Genomic DNA, 21,785 nt, shown 5'->3' with positions numbered 1-21,785 from the left:
GCAAGGGAACGCCGGCGGCGCACATGCTCAGGGACGGCCTCAGCACCACAGCGCGTCGACCGGCGTCTGCGCTGAAAAGTGGTGGGCCACCTGGGCCTGGAACAGTTCGGCGCAGGCCAGAGCGTCGGTAAGGGCGTTGTGCGCCGGATAGCGGGGCAGGTTATAGCGGGCGCGGCTTTCGGGCAGGCGCAGTGAAAGCTGCGGCCGGCCGCCGAACAGCCGCGCCGCCAGGCTGACGGGGCGGCTGCGGTGCCGGCGCGCCTCCAGCGCCAGCGTATCGATACAGGGGAAGGCGATCCCTTCACCGATGCGCCGCTGCAGGGCGGCGTCGAGAAACTGCCGCTCGATGCCGCGGTGGTGCACCACCAGCACCTTGCCGGCCATCAGCTCGAGCAGCGTAATAAACAGCGCGTTCAGATCCGGCGCTTTTTCCACTTCGGAATGGGTAATACCGTGGATCACCACCGACTCGTTGCGCAGGGCCGCCCGCGGCTTCAGCAGCCAGTGATGGCCGTGCCGCAGGCGGATGCGTTGCAGCGTCATCGGCACCAGACCGATGCTGACGATATCATCGCGGCGGGCGTCGGTGCCGGTGGTCTCAAAGTCCATCGCCAGCAGCGGCACCTGGTCGATCGCGGTGTCAGGCGCTACGGCGCCCGCGCGGTAGAAGGCCCGCAGGGCGGGGTGGCGCGCCTGACGGGCCAGTTCGGCCATCCGCGCCGGCCACGGCGGGGGACATTCGGCGGCGGGCTGCCGTGATGCGGGGGTAAACGGATGCTTGCCGATATAGAACATGGGTGACCTCAGCGTATCCGGCCGGCCTGATAGCGGTATTTCAGGAACTTCTGGGCATTGCTCAGGATCTGGAAGGCATCCTTGAGGTTTTTGCGTTCGAAATCCGACAGGTTTTCCGGCTCGATATTGTTATCCGGCTGGCGTTCGGCATCCAGATCCAGCGCCTGATGGCGGATGCGCACCATCGAGATAAACTCCAGCGCGTCGCGCAGATCCTGGCCGCGCCCGTGCGGCAGAATATCCGCCTCGATAATTTCCTGCAGGCGGGCAAAAGAGTTGCGGGCGCGGGAGCCGATCGCCAGCGCATGCACGCGGATCAGATCCGCCAGCGGGGCGGTGCCGCGCCGTTTCATATTGATGGAGCGGCTGTGCTGGCCGGAAGGCTCCATCACAAACCCCTTAAAGAAGCCGAGCGGCGGCGTGCGCAGCAGCGCGTTGCGCGCCATGCAGGCCAGAAAGCGGGCGTTGTGGCGCGTCTGCTGCGCGATGCTCTGGTTCAGCTGTTCCGCCCACTCGGTTTTGCCCCAGACGCCGTCGAGGTCGAAAAAGATCGCGCTGTCGAGCAGGCTCTGCGGCGTGGGCCGGCCGATCCAGTCGGCGAAGTAGCGCTCCCACACGGCGAGCGGCTGACGCCATTGGGCGGTGGTGGCCATAATTCCGCCTTTGCAGTAGCGGTAGCCGCAGGCCGCCAGACCGTCGCTGACGAAGGTCGCCAGCGCGAGGAACCAGTCGTCGTGGCGAAGCGGATCGAAGGCGTTGTCGATCACCAGCGCGTTATCCTGATCGGTGACGATCAGCTGCTCCTGACGCGCCATCGATCCCAGCGCCAGAAAACAGTAGGGCACCGGCGGCGGCCCCAGCCGCTGCTCCGCCAGCTCCAGCAGGCGCTGGGTAAAGCTGCGGCCAATCACCGCCATGGCGCTGCCGATCATCTGCGAGTTGGCGTCTTCACGCACGATGCGCCTGAAGCAGGCGCGCACCTCGCCGCTCAGGGCGCGCAGTTCCTCGACGCTGTTGGCGTGGAAAATGCGGCTGACGACAAACAGGCTGTTCTGGGACTCATGGCGCAGGATATCCGACTGTGAAATCACGCCGATGGGCTGGCCCTGCCGCAGCACCGGCAGATGGTGCACGTTGTGGCGCATCATGGTCAGCATGGCTTCAAACACCATCTGGTGATGTTCACCGTAAATCAGCTCCGGCGTCATGATCTCGCTGACCGGCGTATCCACGCTCAACCCCTTGGCGATAACCCGGGTGCGCAGGTCGCGGTCGGTCAGCATACCGGCCATGCGGGCGGCGTTGCCCATGGCGCCCTCCGGCACGCCGGCGTTCATCACCAGCAGTGAAGAGACCCCCTCGGCGCTCATCGTGATGGCGGCCTCGCGCACGGTGCCGGAGGTTTCGATGGTGACCGGCTTACGGCCGATCAGCGTATCGATACGCGAGGTCAGCAGTTCGTTGGCGTCTTCGGAACGCGCCACGGTGTGGCGCAGCCGGGTGCGGTCTTCCACCTCCACCACGTCGGCGAACGCTTCATACTGCGTAAACAGCTGGTGGAACACCGGCGCGGGGATCAGCCAGGCCAGCGTGTCTTCCAGTGCGGTGACCGGAAAGCGCACGCTGCTTTCGCGCAGCAGGCCGAACTGGCCGAAATAGCCCCCCGCGCTGAGGCGGTTGTAGAGATCGCCGTTGCGCCGGTAGACCTCAACGGCGCCGCTGCGGATCACATACCAGGCGTCCACCTGCTGGCCGAAGGACAGGATACTGCTGCCCGCCTTGAAGTAGCTGACCTCGATACTGCAGGCCGCCAGGGCCAGCGCATCCAGAGGCAGCGCGTCGAAAGGCGGATAGCGCCGCAGAAAGTCGATAATGTCCTGATGTTCGGCCTGCATGGTGACCTCCGTGGCAGCCGTAATGATAGGGCGATTCAGCCGCGCTCCGCGCCGGCGTTGGTACGCAGCCGCGGTTCCGTCGCCAGCCCCTTCAGCACCGAGACCGCGGCAATCAGCAGCACGATGGCGAACGGCAGCCCGGTGGTCAGCACCATGGTCTGCAGCGCCACCAGTCCGCCGCCCAGCAGCAGCGCTATCGCCACCACGCCCTGGAAGCTGCACCAGAATACCCGCTGCGGCGTCGGCGCGTTGACTTTCCCGCCCGCCGAGATGATATCGATCACCAGCGAGCCGGAGTCCGACGAGGTGACAAAGAACACCACCACCAGCAGGATGCCGATCAGCGAGGTAATCTGCGCCAGCGGCAGCGTGTCGAGCATGGTAAACAGCTGCAGCGGCAGTTTGGCTTCGGCGACGGCCTTGTAGCCCAGATCAAAAAACTGGTGGATGGCGGTGTTGCCGAGGATGGTCATCCACATCACGCAGGCCAGCGACGGGACGATCAGCACCGAGATAAGAAATTCGCGCACGGTGCGGCCGCGGGATACGCGGGCGATAAACATGCCGACAAACGGCGACCAAGAGATCCACCAGGCCCAGTAGAAGGCGGTCCAGCTGGCGACGAAGTTGCTGTCGTCACGGCCGAAGGGGTTGGACAGCGCCGGCAGATACTGCAGGTAGGAGGCTAGATTGGAGAAGAAGCCGGTCAGCAGCGCCAGGGTCGGGCCGACAATGACGATAAACAGCAGCAGCAGCGCCGCCAGCATCATGTTGATTTCCGACAGGCGGCGTACGCCTTTTTCCAGCCCCGCCACCACCGAGAGCAGGGTAATGGCGGTAATGCCGATCACCAGAATAATTTGGGTGGGCTCGCCCATCGGGATGCCGAACAGATAGTTCAGCCCGGATGCGGCCTGGGAGGCGCCCAACCCCAGCGAGGTCGCCAGGCCAAACAGCGTGGCCAGCACCGCCAGAATATCGATGATATGTCCGGGCCAACCCCAGACCGCATCCCCCAACAGCGGGTAAAACACCGAGCGCATGGTCAGCGGCAGCCCCTTGTTAAAGGAGAACAGCGCCAGCCCCAGCGCCAGCATGGCATAGATGGCCCAGGGGTGCAGCGCCCAGTGGAAAATGGTGGTGGCCATGGCCAGATGGCGGGCGGTTGCCGGGTCGCCGGCGGCGGCGGCCAGCGGCGCCGTGTCGCTGCGCACGCCGTTTTCGATGCTGACGCCGCCGAGCGAGCTGGAGAAGTGCGACAGCGGCTCCGAGACGCCATAGAACATCAGGCCGATCCCCATACCGGCGGCGAACAGCATGGAGAACCAGGCCAGATAGTTGTAATCCGGCCTCGCCAGAGTACCGCCCAGCCGCACCTTGCCGAGGGGAGAAAACACCAGCGCCAGGCAGAGGATCACGAAGATGTTGCCGACGCTCAGAAAGAACCAGCTCAGGTTGGTGGTCAGCCATTTCAGTACGCTGCTGAAGATAGGCTCCATCTGGCTGTGAAACGCCAGCGTCAAGACGACAAAGATAACGATCGCCAATCCGGAGATGACAAACACGCGGTTATGAATATCCAGCCCGAACGGGCCGACGCTGACCACGATATTGTCCTGGCCCACCTGATAGTCGGTATCGTAGGGGTTAACCTCACCATCGGGTACCATCGGATCTTTTGAATCCGGCATAGTGATTCCTCCTAAGGGAATGGTTGGTGATTGTCTGAAGCCTGCGTGGGGACGGGCGCAGCCCCTGGTTGGTTCAGCCCGCCCAAGACGGATGATAGCGGTGGGGAGACGGCGCAAAATGCCTGTCAACGTCCTGACGGGGTCGATTTGCGACATGCGGCGCGGGGCGGGGGGCGACGGCGGTTTTCGGTCGGTGTGACGTCCGAAAGCGTCGTGAATCGGCATTTTTTTGCCCCGTATCCACAGTAATAATGGACGCTGACATTTCAGGCTCTCGGGAGAAGGTAATGAGTATCAGCGTCTTTGATCTGTTCAAGATTGGGATCGGCCCTTCCAGCTCACACACCGTGGGGCCGATGCGCGCCGCGCAGCGGTTCGTGCGGCAGTTAAGCGAACGGGGCGTGCGTGATGCGGTGACGCGCGTCCGGGTTGACCTGTTCGGCTCCCTGAGCGCCACCGGCGTGGGGCACGGCACCGATAAGGCGACGCTGATGGGGTTGATGGGCGAATCGCCGGATACGGTCGATCCCCGCACGATCGATCCCGCCATCCGTGCGGTGTGCGAAACCGGCTTTCTGACCCTGGCCGGCGGCGCCGGCGTGGAGTTCGACTGGAACCGCGACCTGCATTTCGTCGATGAAGTGCTGGCGTATCATCCCAACGCCATGCGCCTGACCGCCTTTGATGCGCAGGGCGTGGCGTATGAAAACACCTTCTACTCCATCGGCGGCGGCTTTGTGCTGGATGAGAGTGAAGCCACCGCCACCGCGCATCTGGTGCCGCAGGTGGCGCTACCTTACGATTTTAACTCCGGCGCGGAGCTGCTGGCGCACTGCCGGCGGCAGGGGCTGAGGATCGCCGAACTGATGCTGGAAAACGAAAAGGTATGGCGCGATGAGGCTGACATCCGCGCCGGTATCGCCGGCCTCTGGCAGGCGATGCAGGACTGTGTTGCCCAGGGGCTGGAAAATGAGGGCGTGCTGCCGGGCGGGCTGAACGTGAAGCGCCGCGCGCCCGGGCTGTACCGTTCCCTGCAGCGGGCGACGGGGGCGAATGTGATTGGCACCACGCTGTCGGCGATGGACTGGGTTAATCTCTATGCGCTGGCGGTCAATGAGGAGAATGCCGCGGGAGGGCGCATGGTTACGGCGCCCACCAACGGCGCGGCCGGGATTGTGCCGGCGGTGCTGATGTATTACATGCGCTTTAGCGAGCAGACGCGGGAGCAGGACGTGGTGGACTTTCTGCTGGCGGCGGCGGCGGTGGGGGCGCTGTGTAAGAAAAACGCCTCAATTTCCGGCGCGGAGGTGGGCTGCCAGGGAGAAGTCGGCTCCGCCTGCGCCATGGCAGCCGCCGGGCTGACCGAGGTGCTGGGCGGCACGCCGGAGCAGGTGGAGAATGCGGCCGAGATTGCGCTGGAGCATAACCTGGGGCTGACTTGCGATCCGGTGGCCGGGCTGGTGCAGGTGCCCTGCATCGAGCGTAACGCCATCGCCGCGATGAAGGCGATCAACGCCGCCCAGATGGCGTTGCGGGGCGACGGGCAGCACTTTGTGTCGCTCGATAAAGTGATCCGCACCATGCGCGATACCGGGCGGGATATGCAGGACAAGTATAAGGAGACGTCGCGCGGCGGTCTGGCGGTGAACGCGATAGAGTGCTGACGGTTGGCGGATGCCTGCCCGCTTATTGGGCAGATGCACCAGAAAAGCATGTGGCGATAGGGGATTACCCCACTCAGCACGAATTGTGCCAGCTCTGTTTTTTTGATCGCAACAGCGGTGCTAAATCACTATCGATGAATGATTATCGAGATATTGCGCATACATTTTAAATGTAAAAAGGAAGTGGCACATTTGTTGCCTTATTGTTTTCTGTGGAAGTGAAGAAGTATCAGACCCGTTTGTTCCCTCTCCTGACGAGAGACCACAGAGGCAAGAGCATATGTCTGAAGCAAATACATCATCCCGGGCGAGTATCGAAAATAATAAGACACATACGGTTGGTTTTTTACTGGTCAACAATTTCACCATGATGGCGCTGGCGACGGCGGTTGAACCGCTGCGCATGGCGAACCAGTTAAGCGGCCGCGAGCTGTATGACTGGCATACCATCAGCGAGGACGGCGGCGTGGTGATGGCCAGCGACGGCATTCACATTACGCCGGATTGTTCGATGGCCGACTCCAGCGCGCTGGACGTGCTGATTGTGGTCGGCGGCGTCAATATTACCCGCAGCTACAGTCGCCGTCAGGTGAGCTGGCTGCAGGCGATGGCGCGCAAGCAAATTCTGATTGGCGGCGTCTGCACCGGCCCTTACCTGCTGGCGGAGGCCGGGCTGCTGGACGGCTACCACTGCAGCGCGCACTGGGAGTGCATCGCCTCGATGCAGGAAGCCTATCCCAAGGTGCGCTGTACCAATCAGCTGTTCGTCATCGAGCGCGACCGCATGACCTGCAGCGGCGGCACGGTGCCGATGGACATGATGCTCAGTATGATCAAGCGCGACTTCGGCTATCAGCTGACGGCGGCGATCTCGGAGATGTTTATCTGCGATCGGGTGCGCAATGAGTCCGACTACCAGCGCATACCGCTGCGCCATGTGCTGGGCACCGCGCAGCCGAATCTGGTGGAGGCGGTCTCGCTGATGGAGGCCAATATCGAAGAGCCGATCGATCTGGATGAGCTGGCCACCTATGTGGGGCTGTCCCGGCGTCAGCTTGAACGTCTGTTTCAGAAGTACCTGCAGTGCTCACCGTCCCGTTACTATATGAAACTCCGCCTGTTCCGGGCGCGTCAGCTGCTGAAGCAAACCTCGATGTCGATTATCGAGATCGCGCTGGCCTGCGGTTTTGTCTCGACGCCGCACTTTAGCAAATGCTACCGCGAGCATATCGGCATTCCGCCGCGCGAGGAGCGGCGCGGCATACGCAGCCAGGCGCTGAGCGAAACCCTGCCGCAGCTGGTGACCACCGCGCTGCCGGGCCTGAACGGCAAGAAAGAGCGCGTGGCGTCGGCGGTGGCGGTGCGCGCCCTGAGCGAGGCGCGTTTTGAACCCACCTACGGTTCGGTGTCGCTGGGCTGGAGCTCGCCGCCCTAAGGCCGGCCTCAACTATCATCGCCGTCTGCCCGCAACGGGCAGGCGGCTATGCCGACCAGTCCTCCAGCGCCAGCCCGGGCACGCGCGCAAACTCCTTGTCATTATTGGTGACCAGAATGGCGCCAGTGGCGATGGCATGGCCGGCAATTGCGGTATCGTTGGGCCCGATCGGCGTACCGGCGGCGGCCAACGCGGCCTTCAGCGTCGTGGTTTCATCCACCGCGGCGCGGTCCCACGGCAAAATGGCGTCAAGGCGGCTGCAGAAGGCCTCGACCAGCTGCGTATGACGCGGTGAGGCCTTTTTACCGATCGCACCAAAGCGCATTTCGGCATAGGTAATGGCCGACACCACGATCCGATGGCGTTGCATCACCGCCTGCTCCAGACGCCGGATCGCCGCTGCTGGCTGCTCGCGCATAATGTAAGAGCAAATACAGGTGTCCAGCATGTAGGTGTGGCTCATGGTTTGACGCGTCCCTCGTCATTAATGATGTCTTCACGTTCCGTCATAAAGTCCGCATCGGCTTTGTCTTCCAGCAGAAACGATCCCCAGCTCGGCTTTACCGGCCTCAGGATGATGGTGTCGCCTTCACGGACGATCTCCAGTTCGTTGACGCCTGCAAAATCCATATCGCGGGGCAGGCGGATCGCGCGGTTATTGCCGTTTTTAAACACAGATACTGTTCTCATGTTGCTGCTCCTCGCCGGGTGAAAGCGTGTTGGTAGGCATAGGGCAAGTATATGTCTCAAACGTTCACTTGTATAGGCCAGGCATATGCCCATCTTTCCCCGGGAGGTGCGTCCAAACAAAGGCCCATGGTGAACGAAATTTTCTCCGGCGCGACATCGCGATGCGACATTTTCGAGACGCGCCGTATTTTTCGTTCGGCGTCGGTTGCGCTGTGGGTCAGGCAGGTGACGTTTTCAGAACACTTTCTTTGTAGGGTTAACTCTATGCTGTCGAACATCAGGGCCGCTCTGGCCGTTACAGACAGGGGTGGAAAGATGAACGCAGCACAGTTGCACAACGACGCCATTGTTATCGATGGTCTGGTGATCGCCAAATGGGATCGCGAACTGTTTGAAGATATGCGGCGCGGCGGTCTGACCGCGGCGAACTGTACGGTGTCGGTCTGGGAAGGGTTCCAGAGCACCGTGGACAATATCGTCGCGATGAACGCGCTGATCGAACAGAACGCCGATCTGGTGATGAAGGTGCGCACCACCGCCGACATCATGAGCGCCAAAGCGGCAGGCAAGACCGGCGTGCTGATGGGGTTCCAGAATGCCAACGCCTTTGAGGACCAGCTCGGCTACGTGCAGATATTCAAGGATCTTGGCGTCGGGGTGGTGCAGATGGCCTACAACACCCAGAACCTGGTGGGCACCGGCTGCTATGAGCGCGACGGCGGGCTGTCCGGCTACGGCCGGGAAGTGGTGGCGGAGATGAACCGCGCCGGCGTGATGTGCGATCTCTCCCACGTCGGCGCCAAAACCTCCGAAGAGGTGATTCTGGCGTCGGAAAAACCGGTCTGTTATTCGCACTGTCTGCCTTCCGGTCTGAAGGACCACCCGCGCAATAAATCCGATGCCGAGCTGAAGTTTATTGCCGACCACGGCGGCTTTGTCGGCGTCACCATGTTTACCCCGTTCCTGAAAAACGGCATTCACTCCACCATTGACGACTATGTCGAGGCCATCGAATACATCTTTAACCTGGTGGGGGAAGATCAGATCGGCATCGGCACCGACTTCACCCAGGGCCAGGATCAGGCCTTCTTTGAGTGGTTAACCCACGACAAGGGGTACGCCCGCCATCTGACCAGCTTCGGCAAAATCATCAACCCGGAGGGGATCCGCACCCTCGGCGAATTCCCCAACCTGACCGAAGCCCTGCTGCGTCACGGCTTCAGCGAACATCAGGTGCGCAAGATTATGGGCGAGAACTGGGTCCGCGTTCTGGGCGAAGTCTGGGGCGAATAACCGTCAACATAAAGATTGTCAGGGAGAAACCATGAGTTCACATGCACCTGAACTGCCGATAGCGGTAGACGACGAAACCGGCGTCTGGACCACTGATGCGCTGCCGATGCTGTACGTACCGCGTCACTTTTTCGTCAATAACCATATGGCGATCGAAGAGGAGATCGGTGAGGAACGCTATGCCGCCATTCTCTATAAGGCGGGCTATAAATCCGCCTACTACTGGTGTGAAAAGGAGGCTGAAGCCCACGGCATCGCCGGCGCCGCGGTCTTTGAACACTATATGAAGCGGCTCTCCCAGCGTGGCTGGGGGCTGTTTATCATCGAGGCGCTCGATCTGGAGCAGGGCACCGCCCGCGTGCGCCTGGAGCACTCCGCATTTGTTTATCAGTACGGCAAGGTCAACCGCAAGGTCGATTACATGTTTACCGGCTGGTTTGCCGGCGCCATGGATCAGATCGCCCAAAGTCTGGGCTACGCGGTCAGAACCCGGGCGGTCCAGACCCGGAGCGCTGCCGAAGAGGGAAGTGACTACGGCGTGTTTGAGGTAGCGCCGCTGTAATACGCGACGGCCGCCTGCGGGCGGCCTGGGTTTAAGCATTGAATCAGGGTGTAGCCATGTCCCAGTTTGATCTCCTGTTCCAGCCGTTGAATATCAATAAGCTGACCATCCGTAACCGCATCGTCAGCACCGCCCACGCCGAGGTGTATGCCACCGACGGCGGCATGACCACCGAGCGCTACGTTAAATATTACGAAGAGAAGGCGAAAGGCGGCTGCGGCCTCTGCATCTGCGGCGGCTCCAGCGTGGTGTCGATCGACAGTCCCCAGAGCTGGTGGAGCTCGGTGAACCTGTCGACCGACCGCATCATTCCCCATTTTCAAAATCTGGCCGACGCGGTGCACAAGCACGGCGGCAAGATCATGATCCAGATTTCCCATATGGGGCGGCGTTCGCGCTGGGACGGTGAGAACTGGCCCAACCTGATGTCGCCGTCGGGCATTCGCGAGCCGGTGCACCGCGCGACCTGCAAGACCATCGAAGTGGAAGAGATCCGGCGGGTGATCGGCGACTTCGCCCGGGCGGCGGTGCGCGCCAAAGAGGGCGGCCTCGACGGCGTGGAGCTGTCCGCCGTGCATCAGCACATGATCGATCAGTTCTGGTCGCCGCGGGTCAACAAGCGTACCGACGAGTGGGGCGGCAGCTTTGAAAACCGCATGCGCTTCGGGATGGAAGTGCTGAAGGCGGTGCGTGAAGCGGTCGGGCCGGATTTTGTGGTGGGCATGCGCATCACCGGCGACGAATTCCATCCTGACGGCCTGAGCCATGAAGATATGAAGCAGATCGCCGCCTACTACGACGCCACCGGCATGGTGGACTATTTTGGCGTGGTCGGTTCGGGCTGCGATACCCATAACACGCTGGCCAACGTTATCCCGAATATGAGCTACCCGCCGGAGCCGTTCCTGCACCTGGCGGCCGGGATCAAAGAGGTGGTGTCGGTGCCGGTGATCCACGCGCAGAACATCAAGGATCCGAACCAGGCGCAGCGTATTCTGGAGCAGGGCTATGTCGATTTTGTCGGCATGACCCGGGCCCACATCGCCGATCCGCACCTGATCGCCAAGATCAAACTGAACCAGGTAGACCAGATCCGCCAGTGCGTGGGCGCTAATTACTGCATCGATCGTCAGTATATGGGGCTGGACGTGCTGTGCATCCAGAACGCGGCGACCTCGCGCGAATATATGGGACTGCCGCATATTATTAGCAAAAGCGACGGCCCGCAGCGCAAGGTGGTGGTGGTCGGCGGCGGCCCCGGCGGCATGGAGGCGGCGCGGGTGGCGGCCGAGCGCGGCCATCAGGTGACGCTGCTCGAACGCGGCGAGGAGCTGGGCGGCCAGATTTCGATCGCCGCCCGGGCGCCGCAGCGCGACCAGATGGCGGGCATTACCCGCTGGCTGGCGATGGAGCTGCAGCGGCTGGGGGTGACGGTCCAGCTGGGAACCAACGCGGACGCCGCCACGGTGCGCGATCTGCGGCCGGATGTCTGCATCCTGGCGACCGGCGGCCGGCCGTTCCTTGAGCAAAACCCGGAGTGGGGCGCGGAGGACGGACGGGTGGTCTCCAGCTGGGACATCCTGACCGGCGCCGTCGAGCCGGGTAAAAACGTCCTGATTTACGACACCATCTGCGAATTTACCGGCATGTCGACCGCCGACTACCTGACCGCCAAAGGGGCGCTGGTGGAGCTGGTGACCGATGATATCAAGCCCGGCGTCGGCATCGGCGGCACCACCTTCCCGACCTATTACCGCAGCCTGTATGAAAAGGCGGTGATCATGACCTCGGATCTGGCGCTGGAAGCGGTATATCGCGAAGGCGACAAGCTGGTGGCGGTGCTGGAAAACGAGTACACCGGCCAGAAAGAGGAGCGGGTGGTGGATCAGGTGGTGGTGGAAAACGGCACCCGGCCGAACGAGGAGCTGTACTACCAGCTGAAGGCGGAGTCACGCAATCAGGGGCAGATCGATAACGAGGCGCTGTTTGCCGCGCAGCCGCAGCCGGTGCTGGCGGAGGCGGGCGAAGGCATGATCCTCTGGCGGCTGGGTGACTGCGTGTCGCAGCGCAACGTCCACGCGGCGATCTACGACGCACTGCGCCTGTGCAAGGATCTGTAACCGAACGCCCACCCGGGTTATTGCGAGAGAGGACACCATGATACTCGACAGATTACTCCCCGTGCTGCTGACGGTTGCGCTATTGCTAGCGGCGGTCGGCATCATCCGGCGCATCCGCCTGTGGCGCGCCGGCCGGCCGGAAAAGGTGGCCCTGCTGGCCGGGCTGCTGGCGATGCCGCGCCGCTATCTGGTGGATCTGCACCACGTAGTGGCGCGCGATAAGGTGATGTCGAACACCCACGTGGCGACCGCGGGCGGCTTTGTGCTGTCGATGCTGCTGATCCTGGCGGTGCATCTGTTCGGCATCCATAGCCGCTGGCTGGCCGGCGCGCTGCTGGGGGCGCTGGCGCTGATGCTGACCGGGGCGCTGTTTGTCTATCGCCGCCGCCGCAACCCGCCGTCCCGTCTGTCGAAGGGGCCGTGGATGCGGCTGCCGAAAAGCCTGCTGGTCTTCGCGGCCAGCTTTTTTATCGCCACGCTGCCGGCGGCGGGCATCCTGCCTGAAGGCAGCGGCGGCTGGCTGCTGGCGGCGCTGCTGACGGCCGGGATCGTCTGGGGGCTGGGGGAAATGGTGTTCGGCATGGCCTGGGGCGGGCCGATGAAGCATGCCTTTGCCGGCGCGCTTCATCTGGCGTTTCACCGCCGGCCGGAGCGCTTTGGCGGCGGACGCTCCACCGCGCTGAAAGCGGTGGATCTGGCGGCGCCGAAGCTGGGGGTGGAAAAGCCCAGCGATTTTACCTGGAATCAGCTGCTCGGCTTCGACGCCTGCGTGCAGTGCGGCCGCTGTGAGGCGGTGTGTCCGGCGTTCGCCGCCGGGCAGCCGCTGAACCCCAAAAAGCTGATTCAGGATATGGTGGTCGGCCTGGCAGGCGGCTCGGACGCCCGCTTTGCCGGCAGCCCCTATCCGGGTATTGAAGTCGGCAAGGCGTGCGGCGCACCGCATCAGCCCATCGTTTCCGGGCTGATTAATCCGGAAACGCTGTGGTCCTGCACCACCTGCCGCGCCTGCGTTGAAGAGTGCCCGATGATGATCGAGCACGTGGATGCGATTGTCGATATGCGCCGCTTCCTGACGCTGGAGAAGGGCAGCACCCCGAACAAGGGGGCCGAAGTGCTGGATAACCTGATCGTCACCGACAATCCCAACGGGTTTAACCCGCGCAGCCGCACCAACTGGGCGGCGGATCAGAACCTGCGCATCATGAAGGAGGTGAAGCAGGCGGACGTGCTGTTCTGGGTGTCCGACGGCGCGTTCGATATGCGCAGCCAGCGCATTCTGCGCGCTTTTGTGAAGATCCTGAAGGCGGCGGGGGTGGACTTCGCCATACTGGGGGATGAAGAGCTGGACAGCGGCGACGTGGCGCGCCGCCTGGGGGATGACGCCACCTTCCAGCGTCTGGCGAAGCGCAACCTCGCCACCCTGGGCAAATACCGTTTCAACCGCATCGTCACCACCGATCCGCACGCTTTCCACTGCCTGCGCAACGAGTATCCGGAATTCTGCCCCGAGGGCGAGAAGCCGGATTACGAGGTGCTGCACCATACCACCTTTATCAACGAGCTGGTGAAGGCGCAGCTGCTGAACCTGAATGACTACAAGGGCGGCAGCGTCACCTGGCACGACCCGTGTTATCTGGGGCGCTATAACGGCGAGTATGAGGCGCCGCGCGAGCTGCTGGCGGAGCTGGGCATCCAACTGGCCGAGATGGAGCGTTCCGGCTTCCGTTCCCGCTGCTGCGGCGGCGGGGGCGGCGCGCCGATTACCGATATTCCCGGCGAACGGCGGATTGCCGACATGCGGATGGAGGACGCCCGCGCCACCGGCGCAGCGCTGATCGCCGTCGGCTGCCAGCAGTGCACCGCGATGCTCGAAGGGGTGGTGGAGCCGCGTCCGGAGGTGAAGGATATTGCCGAACTGGTGGCGGAGGCGCTGGCGGAGCCGAGCGCGCCGCCGGTGGTCCGACGCAAGAGTGAACAACCTGCGATGGAGGTAGCCTGATGAGCGAGATTCTGCGCAGAGACCCGCGCGCCGAATGGATTGCGCGCAACCGTCTGCATCCGCAGCACGCGGCGATGATGATGCCGGCGGGCGAGTCGCGCGGCCCGTCCGGGCTGATTCGCCGCAACCCGCACGCCGTGGGCTTTATCGGTCCGAACGGCATCCGCCGTATTGATCGGATGAATGTTGGTATGCCGACCCTGCGCGGCGGCCAGCGGGCGGTCAGCGCGGTGCAGACGACGCTGCTGCCGCTGCACCGGGTGGAGCAGCCCGACTACTACATTGCGGTGGTGCCCGATATGGTGGGCGGACGGCTGAGCGATCACGACCGGGACGTACTGGGCCAGGCCCATGCGCTGATCCGCGAGATCGGCGGCGCCGGGGCGGTGCTGGCCGTGGTGTTCGGCGAACACCGCGAGCAGGGGTTCGCGACCGCCGGCGTTGACCGGCTGCTGGAACTCAGCGGAGACGGCTATCAGGCGTATGCGCCGGAGCTGCGCGTCGCCGCCCTGAGCGAGGTGGAGCGCCAGTTTGCGCCGCGCCACTGGCTGCTGCCGGACAGTGTGGCCGGCGGTTTTGAGCTGGGCTGCCGGCTGGCGGCGCGTCTGGGCGAGCGCCCGGCCACTCAGGCCTGGCGGGTGGATGCCGCGCAAAGCGTCTGCCGCGGGGCCGGCGGCAGTATCGATATTACCCGCGCCACGCCGCGTATGCTGCTGTTGGCGGCGGAGTGCGCCGATCCGGTGGACGAAACCCGCCATGAGGCGCTGCCGGTGCAGTTGCAGCAGGCGGTCAATGCGGCAACGCGCATTCGCGACGACGGTCAGGTGGCGGTGGATCCCAACGCGGTGGCGCTGGCGGAAGCGGAGTTTATCCTCTCGGCCGGCAACGGCGTGCAGGACTGGACGCTGTTCCACCAGTGCGCCGAAGCGCTCGGCGCCACCGAAGGCGCCAGCCGGGTGGCGGTGGACGATGGCCATATGCCGCGTCAGCGCCAGGTCGGCGCCACCGGCACCTGGGTCACCGCCCGGGTCTATGTAGCGGTGGGCATTTCCGGCGCAATCCAGCATCTGCAGGGCATCGGCCAGTGCGACAAGGTGATTGCCATTAACACCGACGCCGGCTGCGATATGGTGAAACGCGCCGCGCTCAGCGTGATTGGCGACAGCAGCGAGATTATGGCCCAGCTGATCCGGCTGGTCAGAGAGCACCATCAGGGGGAATTTGAACATGCAGCCTGAGAAGCAGAATGCAGACCTGCGCGTGACCGCGCTGGTGTCGATCGGCAAGCATCCCGGCTCCGGGCGCGAGCGCCGCGCCGGGCAGGACGCCCGGGCGGTGGAACTGGCGCTGACGCTGGCGCCGCAGGGGCTGGAGGTGCTGCACGCGGGTGACCCCGGCGCTGAAGCGCTGCGCAGCTATGCCGGTATGGGATTGAACACGCTGCGAGTGCTGGAGCAGGGCGAGTGCGCGGATGTGGTGCCCGCCCTGTGCCGCTATCTGAGCCAGGAGAAGCCGGATATCATCCTGACCGGCGTGCGCGCCGAGAGCGGCGAATCGTCCGGCATGGTGCCTTACCTGCTGGGGGAAACGCTGGGCATGCCGGTGGTGACCGGCATTGCCGATATCGTCAGTATCGACGGCGGCGAGGCGCAGCTGCTGCAGGCGCTGCCGCGCGGCCAGCGCCGGGCGCTCAGGGTGCCGCTGCCGTTTATCGCCAGCGTCGATCTGGCGGCGCCGGCGCCGCGTCAGAGCGCTTTCGGCCCCGCCAGCCGGGCGCAGCTGGCAAGTACGGCGGCGGGCGTTGCCTGCCACGACGAGGCCAAAGCGCAATGGAGCGAGGCGCCGGCGCGTAAGCGGCCGAAGCGTCTGCAGGTGGTGAAGGCGAAAACCGCCGCCGACCGCTTCAAGGCGGCGACCGCGAAGTCGCAGGGCGACGGCGGGCGCATTCTGCGTGATAAGCCGGCCCCTGAGATGGCGCAGGCGATATTCGATCTGCTGCTGGAAGAAGGGGTGGTGCGCGGCGGCCGGTAAGGCGCTGGTTTTTTTATCTCGGGAAAGGGACATCGCGTTGCCCGGCTCTCTCAGGCGAGAGGGCCGGGGCAAAAGGGGGAATCAGCCGTACTGCCGTTCAGCATCGGGCACGCCGATCGGGTAGTGCTCACTATTATCCGCCGCGTCCATATTCTTCAGTACGGTCTCGCTGTACCAATCCAGGAAGTTGATCACGCCAAATTCGTAGGTTTCCGAATACGGGCCGGGCTGATAGCCGATAGAGTTAATGCCGCGCTGGTTCTCTTCACCCAGAATACGGTCCTGATCGTTGGTCGCATCCCAGACCTGACGCAGGCGTTCCGGATCGTAATCGACGCCCGGCACCGCATCCTTATGTACAAACCATTTGGTGGTCACCAGCGACTCCTGGGCGGAGATCGGCAGCACCCGGAAAACGATAAAGTGATCGCTCTGCATATGGTTCCAGGAGTTGGGCAGATGCAGGATGCGCATCGAGCCCAACTGACGGTTCTGAATGCGGCCGAGCAGCTTGGTGCAGCCTTCGCTGCCGTCGATGGTCATCACGTTGGCGCCCGGTTTCAGCGGCATGCGGACGATGCGGTTGCGTTGGCCGAAGCTTTGATGGCGATGCGGGATCCCTTCCTGATCCCACTGCTCCGCCTGCTGATTGTAGTAGGCGATAAACTCCGGCGTGGCGCGCGGATCGTTGGTGTCGTCCCACTCCAGCAGGGTGTTGAGCAGTTCCGGGTGGCTGCCCGCGCAGTGGTAGCACTCGCGGTTGTTTTCCAGCACCAGCTTCCAGTTGGCTTTTTCATACATCTCGGATTCGGTCGCCAGCTTGGTGTTTTCCACGTCGTACGGCGCCATATACTCTTCGAGCGTCGCCAGGAAGTCATCAAAGTCGGACTCCGGCGCCTGCTCCGCGATGCAGACAAAAATAAAGCCGCCGGCGGTGCGGCAGTGCGCCGGCTTCAGCCCGTGCTGACGCGGCTCGAAGCCGTCGCCCATATGGGTGCCGGCGAACAGCAGGTTACCCTTCAGGTCGTAGGTCCACTGGTGGTAGGGGCACACCAGGTTCGCCACCTTGCCGCGCGGCTGCTGGCAGATGCGCGAGCCGCGGTGGCGGCAGGTATTGTGGAAGGCGTTGACGGCGCCGTCGGCGTCGCGCACCACCAGCACCGGATTCTGGCCGATTTCAAGGGTGAAGTAGTCGCCCTTTTTCGGGATTTCGCTGGTCATGCCGACGAACAGCCACTCTTTCTGAAACACCTCCTCCATATCAATGCGAAACATGGTCGGGTCGTTATACAGCGGCTGCGGCAGCGAGTAGTTCGGCTGGCGCCGTTTGAGCAAGTCGGTCATCTGTTCGCGAGCATCGGTAATGCTGGCGCAGGTGATATTCAGCAGATCGTTATGACTCATGATGTTGCTCTTCTCATTCAGATCAAAGTGTGTCGCGCCCGCGCGCGGACGCATCCTGGTTGTAACAACGCCCCGTTCCCGGTCACCCCATTAGAGAAATGGGTCACTGTCACAGCAGATGCTGCACCCTGTCGAGAATAAGTTATGTTCTGGCTGCGACATCAATCCCCTCCGTTAGAGACGTCGAGGGAAACTATTGTTGTCCGGTGGTTTTTTCAGATATCTCGATGTCGTGAATAAGTAAATGGCAAACGAGGGTTGAACTGAAAATTCAGTCGTATTACGGCCGCGCCGAACCATCGCGTGCTATTCATCGACACCTGGCCCACAGGAAGCATTCCCTATGACCAACCAGACTATTTCGGTAGTAAATACCGGCGCTTTTGAGCCGGTAACCACCCAGACTTGGATCAACGGTCGTCATGCTGTGCGTTGCGTCAAAGTGATTCAGGAAACCTGGGATGTAAAAACCTACTGCTTTATGGCCGAGCAGCCGATCATGTTCTTCTTTAAGCCCGGTCAGTTTGTCACCCTGGAGCTGGAGATCGACAGCGAGCAGGTGTTCCGCTCCTACACCATCTCCAGCTCGCCGTCGGTGCCCTACAGCTTCTCGATCACGGTCAAACGGGTGCCGGGGGGCAAGGTGTCCAACTGGCTGCATGACAACATGAGCGAGGGGATGGAGCTGGCGGTGCATGGTCCGGTTGGCCAGTTTAACTGTATCGACAACCCGAGCGACCGGGTGCTGTTTCTGTCGGGCGGCGTCGGCATTACGCCGGTGATGTCGATGGCGCGCTGGTATTTTGATACCAACGCCGACGTCGATATGGTGTTTGTTCACAGCGCGCGTACGCCGCGCGACATTATTTTCCAGCGCGATCTGGAGAATATGGCCGCGCGCATCGCCAACTTTAAGCTGAACCTGGTGTGCGAACGCTACGAGTCTGGGCAGAACTGGGGCGGCTATCGCGGCTTCTTTAATCACGCGATGCTGGAGATGATGGCGCCCGACTTTATGGAGCGTGAAGTCTACTGCTGCGGCCCGACGCCTTATATGAAGGCGGTGCGCACCATGCTGCAGGAAGTCGGCTTCGATATGCGCCGCTACCATGAGGAGTCGTTCGGCGCGACGCCGGAACCGGTGAAAGAGCAGGCGCAGCAGGATGCCGAACAGGCGGCGGAAGAGGCCGAAGCGATACCGCGTTCCGATCTGATCCAGGTGTTCTTCTCCGCCACCGGCAAGAGCGTGCAGATCGCGCCGGGGGAAACCGTGCATGCCGCCGCCGCCAAGCTGGGGCTGCATATTCCCAAAGCCTGCGGCATGGGCATCTGCGGCACCTGCAAGGTGAAGCGGCTGGAGGGAGCGGTCGAGATGGCGCATAACGGCGGCATTACCGATGAGGACGTCGAAGAGGGTTATATTCTCTCCTGCTGCAGCGTGCCGACCGGGGACGTGGTGGTGGAGTATTAAGTTCGCGATAACGGAGGGGGCTGACCCCCTCCGGGCGGCTCAGCGGGCGTTCAGCGCCTGCCAGCGCTGATACACGGCGATTGCCCCCTGATGCCGTTGCTGAATCATCGGCAGACGGCGTTCACCTATCGGCTTGGCGTACTCATCGTAGAAGGTTTCCAGCTCAAAGTACTTGCGGTCGTCCTTATAGAACGGCGCGTAGTCTTCGCGGGTGGTGAGGTAAATCACCCGTTTGGGGCTGCAGTAGTAGAGCGAGCCCAGACACATCGGGCACGGGCTGGCCAGAATATAAATGTCGCAGTCCGTCAGGTGCTCGGTGCCGAGCTTGCGGCAGGCGGCGCGCACCGCCAGTATTTCGGCATGCGCCGTCGGGTCGTTGGTCTGGGCGACCTGGTTGGCGCTTTCGGCGATGATTTCACCGTTGCGCGCGATGACGGTGGCAAACGGCCGGCCGCCTTCCTCCACGTTCTGCATGGCCAGATCGATCGTGCGTTGCACAAAATCCATAGCGTTCTCCTGCTGTGACTATCAGCGCCATGCCGCCGTCGGCATGGCGTCTGCGTGGGTTAGAACGGTTTGGTGGGCAGATACTTGCCGTCCAGCGTGATCACCGCGCGTGAACCGCCTTCCGGGTCGTCCACTTTCTGCACGTCCAGTTTAAAGTTGATGGCGCTGATAATGCCGTCACCGAACTTCTCATGCACCAGCGCCTTCAGCGTGGTGCCGTACACCTGCAGCATCTCATAGAAGCGATAAATAGTCGGGTCGGTCGGAATGCTCTGCTCAATGCTGCCGCGCAGCGGGATGCTCTGCAGCAGCGCGACTGCGTCGGCGTCAAGCCCCAGTTTCTCCCCCACGCTGGCGGCGGCCTGCGCCGGCAGCGCGTGCTGGCCGAGCAGGGCGGCGGTGACGAAGGCTTCGCTCAGGCCGGTGCCGTCGGTGATTTGGGCAAAGGAGAGGTCCTGGCGGGCCTTGGCCAGCAAAATAACCTCGGTCAGCGCCTGACGCGCGTGGTTGCTTACTTGAGACTGAATCATTAGGGTCACCTTATGGGTTGAAGACAAGGATTACACCGCCGCCGGCTGGCGGGGCAGTGCGCGGGTTTGCGGATGGTCCGCCAGAGAAACAAAGGCGCCGCGTGCGCCATCGAAGGCATCGATGCCGCCGCTGGCTATGTCATAGACCCAGCCGTGCAGCGCGGCGCGTCCTTCCTCCAGCGCCAGACGCACCGCAGGGTGGGTCTGAATATTCGCCAGCTGGGCAATCACGTTTTCACGCACCATGTCGTCCACTTTGGTGCGCGGCGTCGGGTGCTGACGCGCGGCGTTAACGATGCGCGCCGAATCGGCGTAGCGCAGCCAGGCGCTGACCGCCGGCAGGTGCTCCATACAGCTGCAGTTGGCGACGGCGGTCATGGCACCGCAGTCGGAGTGGCCGCAAATCACGATGTCGGCCACCTGCAGGGCGGTGACGGCGTACTCAATCGACGCCGATACGCCGCCCGGCTCCGGGCCGTAGGACGGCACGATATTGCCGGCGTTGCGTATTACAAACAGATCGCCCGGCTCGCGCTGGGTCACCAGCTCCGGCACCAGACGGCTGTCGGAGCAGGAGATAAACAGCGCGCGCGGGCTTTGCCGCGTGGCCAGATCCTGGAACAGCGCGGCCCGCCCGGGGAAGATATCGCGCTGAAATTTAAGGAAACCTTCAATAATGTCTTTCATGGCTGCTCCCGCAACGGCGTAGTGATGGGATGCCTGGCAGGTTACGCCTGAGTATGTATAAGGTAAAATATCGGATATGGATAAACTGAATAACTAAAACTTATAGGTGGCGGCATGCTTCTGCGGCACATCAACTATTTTATTGCGGTTGCGGAGCACCGCAGCTTCACCCGCGCGGCGTCGGCGCTGCACGTTTCACAGCCGGCGCTGTCGCAGCAGATTAAACAGCTGGAAGAGCGGCTCGGCGCGCCGCTGTTTGACCGCAGCGGACGGGAAATTCAGCTGACCGACGCCGGGCAGGTCTATCTGCGCTATGCGCAGCGCGCCTTGCAGGATCTGTCCGCCGGGCAGCGGGCGATCCACGACGTCAGCGATCTGAGCCGCGGCGCATTACGCATTGCCGTTACGCCCACCTTTACCAGCTATCTGGTCGGCCCGCTGGTGGAGGCGTTTTATCAGCGCTATCCCCGGATCACGCTGTCGCTGCGTGAGATGTCGCAAGAGCAGATGGAGGAACAGCTGCTCGACGATCGGCTCGATCTTGGCATTGCCTTCGAAGAGGTGCGTTCGACGGAGATCGTTACGCAGCGTTTGCTGGTGGAAACGCTGGCGCTGGTGGTGGGCCGCCACCATCCGCTGGCCGGGCAGCGGACGCTTGGCCTGCAACAGCTGAATAACGAGGCGCTGATTTTATTGACGGCGGAATTCGCCACGCGCGAGCAGATTGACCGTTACTGCAGCCGCCAGGGCATTTATCCCCGGGTGCAGATGGAGGCCAACTCATTAAGCGCCGTGCTGGAAATCATCCGCCGTACGCCGTTATCTACGCTGTTGCCGGCGGCGGTGGCCAAAGAACAGGCCGGGGTGGTCGCCATCGCGCTGGAGCCGCAGCTGCTGCAGCGTACGGCGGTGCTGATGCAGCGCCGCGGGGCGTATCAGACCGCCGCCGCGCGGGCGTTTATCGCGCTGGCGCAGGAAAAATTACCGGATGACGGTTAAAAATCGCGCCCC

At 62.8% G+C, this 21,785-nt stretch carries 19 protein-coding genes; 10 read left to right on the top strand and 9 right to left on the bottom strand.

Annotated elements, in window-relative coordinates:
* Positions 1-39: 39 nt before the first annotated feature.
* From I6G83_RS22735 to I6G83_RS22725, 3 genes are read right to left on the bottom strand one after another with little or no spacing between them, the layout of a single operon-like run.
* Entirely contained in the window at positions 40-795 is a 756-nt protein-coding gene (locus I6G83_RS22735; protein ID WP_054307154.1) for a 3'-5' exonuclease, read from the bottom strand.
* 8 nt (positions 796-803) lie between these two features.
* On the bottom strand, positions 804-2,690 hold the full coding sequence (locus I6G83_RS22730) for a DUF294 nucleotidyltransferase-like domain-containing protein (protein WP_054307155.1): 1,887 nt from the start codon (positions 2,688-2,690) through the stop codon (positions 804-806).
* A 35-nt stretch (positions 2,691-2,725) separates the two neighbouring features.
* Complete coding sequence (locus tag I6G83_RS22725; RefSeq protein WP_054307156.1) at positions 2,726-4,381, bottom strand: BCCT family transporter; 1,656 nt, start codon at positions 4,379-4,381, stop codon at positions 2,726-2,728.
* A 287-nt stretch (positions 4,382-4,668) separates the two neighbouring features.
* On the opposite strand from I6G83_RS22725, the gene I6G83_RS22720 reads away from it, so the two are divergent.
* Together I6G83_RS22720 and gbdR are read left to right on the top strand one after the other, a co-directional pair.
* Positions 4,669-6,045: an L-serine ammonia-lyase gene (locus tag I6G83_RS22720; protein WP_054307157.1), complete on the top strand. Its 1,377-nt coding sequence runs from the start codon at positions 4,669-4,671 to the stop codon at positions 6,043-6,045.
* Between the two features lie 280 nt (positions 6,046-6,325).
* Positions 6,326-7,480 carry a choline metabolism transcriptional regulator GbdR gene (gene gbdR, locus I6G83_RS22715; RefSeq protein WP_054307158.1) on the top strand — a complete coding sequence of 385 codons (1,155 nt, stop codon included), beginning with the start codon at positions 6,326-6,328 and terminating at the stop codon, positions 7,478-7,480.
* Between the two features lie 46 nt (positions 7,481-7,526).
* Here the strand turns inward: gbdR and I6G83_RS22710 are convergent, their stop codons facing one another.
* Positions 7,527-7,943 (bottom strand): type II toxin-antitoxin system VapC family toxin, encoded by a 417-nt coding sequence (locus I6G83_RS22710; RefSeq protein WP_054307159.1) that lies wholly within the window; start codon positions 7,941-7,943, stop codon positions 7,527-7,529.
* Positions 7,940-8,170, bottom strand: a complete 231-nt coding sequence (vapB, locus tag I6G83_RS22705) for a type II toxin-antitoxin system VapB family antitoxin (protein WP_054307160.1) — start codon at positions 8,168-8,170, stop codon at positions 7,940-7,942. Before vapB ends, I6G83_RS22710 begins: the two co-directional genes overlap by 4 nt.
* A 315-nt stretch (positions 8,171-8,485) precedes the next feature.
* Here vapB and I6G83_RS22700 point away from each other — a divergent pair, with 315 nt between their 5' ends.
* From I6G83_RS22700 to etfB, 6 genes are read left to right on the top strand one after another with little or no spacing between them, the layout of a single operon-like run.
* Positions 8,486-9,463, top strand: a complete 978-nt coding sequence (locus I6G83_RS22700; RefSeq protein ID WP_054307161.1) for a dipeptidase — start codon at positions 8,486-8,488, stop codon at positions 9,461-9,463.
* Positions 9,464-9,494: 31 nt separating this feature from the next.
* Positions 9,495-10,025, top strand: a complete 531-nt coding sequence (locus tag I6G83_RS22695) for a DUF5943 domain-containing protein (RefSeq protein WP_054307162.1) — start codon at positions 9,495-9,497, stop codon at positions 10,023-10,025.
* A gap of 56 nt (positions 10,026-10,081) precedes the next feature.
* Positions 10,082-12,145, top strand: coding sequence for a dimethylglycine demethylation protein DgcA (dgcA, locus tag I6G83_RS22690; protein ID WP_015673098.1), 2,064 nt, complete (start codon positions 10,082-10,084; stop codon positions 12,143-12,145).
* Between the two features lie 40 nt (positions 12,146-12,185).
* On the top strand, positions 12,186-14,144 hold the full coding sequence (locus I6G83_RS22685; RefSeq protein ID WP_041412161.1) for a (Fe-S)-binding protein: 1,959 nt from the start codon (positions 12,186-12,188) through the stop codon (positions 14,142-14,144).
* On the top strand, positions 14,144-15,382 hold the full coding sequence (etfA, locus tag I6G83_RS22680) for an electron transfer flavoprotein subunit alpha (RefSeq protein WP_054307163.1): 1,239 nt from the start codon (positions 14,144-14,146) through the stop codon (positions 15,380-15,382). Before I6G83_RS22685 ends, etfA begins: the two co-directional genes overlap by 1 nt.
* Positions 15,372-16,175 carry an electron transfer flavoprotein subunit beta gene (etfB, locus tag I6G83_RS22675; protein ID WP_054307164.1) on the top strand — a complete coding sequence of 268 codons (804 nt, stop codon included), beginning with the start codon at positions 15,372-15,374 and terminating at the stop codon, positions 16,173-16,175. Before etfA ends, etfB begins: the two co-directional genes overlap by 11 nt.
* 81 nt (positions 16,176-16,256) lie before the next feature.
* Here the strand turns inward: etfB and I6G83_RS22670 are convergent, their stop codons facing one another.
* Positions 16,257-17,579, bottom strand: coding sequence for an aromatic ring-hydroxylating oxygenase subunit alpha (locus tag I6G83_RS22670; RefSeq protein WP_054307172.1), 1,323 nt, complete (start codon positions 17,577-17,579; stop codon positions 16,257-16,259).
* A 343-nt stretch (positions 17,580-17,922) separates the two neighbouring features.
* Between I6G83_RS22670 and I6G83_RS22665 the strand changes: the two genes are divergently transcribed.
* Entirely contained in the window at positions 17,923-19,050 is a 1,128-nt protein-coding gene (locus I6G83_RS22665; protein WP_015673093.1) for a hybrid-cluster NAD(P)-dependent oxidoreductase, read from the top strand.
* Positions 19,051-19,089: 39 nt separating this feature from the next.
* Here the strand turns inward: I6G83_RS22665 and I6G83_RS22660 are convergent, their stop codons facing one another.
* Genes I6G83_RS22660 through I6G83_RS22650 form a run of 3 tightly spaced genes read right to left on the bottom strand, consistent with a single transcriptional unit; the run spans position 19,090 to position 20,774 of the window.
* Positions 19,090-19,557: a nucleoside deaminase gene (locus tag I6G83_RS22660; protein ID WP_054307165.1), complete on the bottom strand. Its 468-nt coding sequence runs from the start codon at positions 19,555-19,557 to the stop codon at positions 19,090-19,092.
* Between the two features lie 59 nt (positions 19,558-19,616).
* Entirely contained in the window at positions 19,617-20,087 is a 471-nt protein-coding gene (gene cynS / locus I6G83_RS22655; protein ID WP_054307166.1) for a cyanase, read from the bottom strand.
* A gap of 30 nt (positions 20,088-20,117) precedes the next feature.
* Positions 20,118-20,774, bottom strand: coding sequence for a carbonic anhydrase (locus tag I6G83_RS22650; RefSeq protein ID WP_054307167.1), 657 nt, complete (start codon positions 20,772-20,774; stop codon positions 20,118-20,120).
* Between the two features lie 114 nt (positions 20,775-20,888).
* On the opposite strand from I6G83_RS22650, the gene cynR reads away from it, so the two are divergent.
* Positions 20,889-21,773, top strand: coding sequence for a transcriptional regulator CynR (cynR, locus tag I6G83_RS22645; protein WP_054307168.1), 885 nt, complete (start codon positions 20,889-20,891; stop codon positions 21,771-21,773).
* Positions 21,774-21,785: the final 12 nt, after the last annotated feature.

Source organism: Serratia rubidaea (assembly GCF_016026735.1).
GTDB lineage: Bacteria > Pseudomonadota > Gammaproteobacteria > Enterobacterales > Enterobacteriaceae > Serratia_B > Serratia_B rubidaea.
This window is presented reverse-complemented; position numbering and strand designations above follow the sequence as displayed.

Bases quoted from the DNA above. Each gene is read 5' to 3' on its own strand.
- I6G83_RS22735 (WP_054307154.1), bottom strand. From the start codon at position 795: ATGTTCTATATCGGCAAGCATCCGTTTACCCCCGCATCACGGCAGCCC.
- I6G83_RS22730 (WP_054307155.1), bottom strand. From the start codon at position 2,690: ATGCAGGCCGAACATCAGGACATTATCGACTTTCTGCGGCGCTATCCG.
- I6G83_RS22725 (WP_054307156.1), bottom strand. From the start codon at position 4,381: ATGCCGGATTCAAAAGATCCGATGGTACCCGATGGTGAGGTTAACCCC.
- I6G83_RS22720 (WP_054307157.1), top strand. From the start codon at position 4,669: ATGAGTATCAGCGTCTTTGATCTGTTCAAGATTGGGATCGGCCCTTCC.
- gbdR (WP_054307158.1), top strand. From the start codon at position 6,326: ATGTCTGAAGCAAATACATCATCCCGGGCGAGTATCGAAAATAATAAG.
- I6G83_RS22710 (WP_054307159.1), bottom strand. From the start codon at position 7,943: ATGAGCCACACCTACATGCTGGACACCTGTATTTGCTCTTACATTATG.
- vapB (WP_054307160.1), bottom strand. From the start codon at position 8,170: ATGAGAACAGTATCTGTGTTTAAAAACGGCAATAACCGCGCGATCCGC.
- I6G83_RS22700 (WP_054307161.1), top strand. From the start codon at position 8,486: ATGAACGCAGCACAGTTGCACAACGACGCCATTGTTATCGATGGTCTG.
- I6G83_RS22695 (WP_054307162.1), top strand. From the start codon at position 9,495: ATGAGTTCACATGCACCTGAACTGCCGATAGCGGTAGACGACGAAACC.
- dgcA (WP_015673098.1), top strand. From the start codon at position 10,082: ATGTCCCAGTTTGATCTCCTGTTCCAGCCGTTGAATATCAATAAGCTG.
- etfA (WP_054307163.1), top strand. From the start codon at position 14,144: ATGAGCGAGATTCTGCGCAGAGACCCGCGCGCCGAATGGATTGCGCGC.
- etfB (WP_054307164.1), top strand. From the start codon at position 15,372: ATGCAGCCTGAGAAGCAGAATGCAGACCTGCGCGTGACCGCGCTGGTG.
- I6G83_RS22670 (WP_054307172.1), bottom strand. From the start codon at position 17,579: ATGAGTCATAACGATCTGCTGAATATCACCTGCGCCAGCATTACCGAT.
- I6G83_RS22665 (WP_015673093.1), top strand. From the start codon at position 17,923: ATGACCAACCAGACTATTTCGGTAGTAAATACCGGCGCTTTTGAGCCG.
- I6G83_RS22660 (WP_054307165.1), bottom strand. From the start codon at position 19,557: ATGGATTTTGTGCAACGCACGATCGATCTGGCCATGCAGAACGTGGAG.
- cynS (WP_054307166.1), bottom strand. From the start codon at position 20,087: ATGATTCAGTCTCAAGTAAGCAACCACGCGCGTCAGGCGCTGACCGAG.
- I6G83_RS22650 (WP_054307167.1), bottom strand. From the start codon at position 20,774: ATGAAAGACATTATTGAAGGTTTCCTTAAATTTCAGCGCGATATCTTC.
- cynR (WP_054307168.1), top strand. From the start codon at position 20,889: ATGCTTCTGCGGCACATCAACTATTTTATTGCGGTTGCGGAGCACCGC.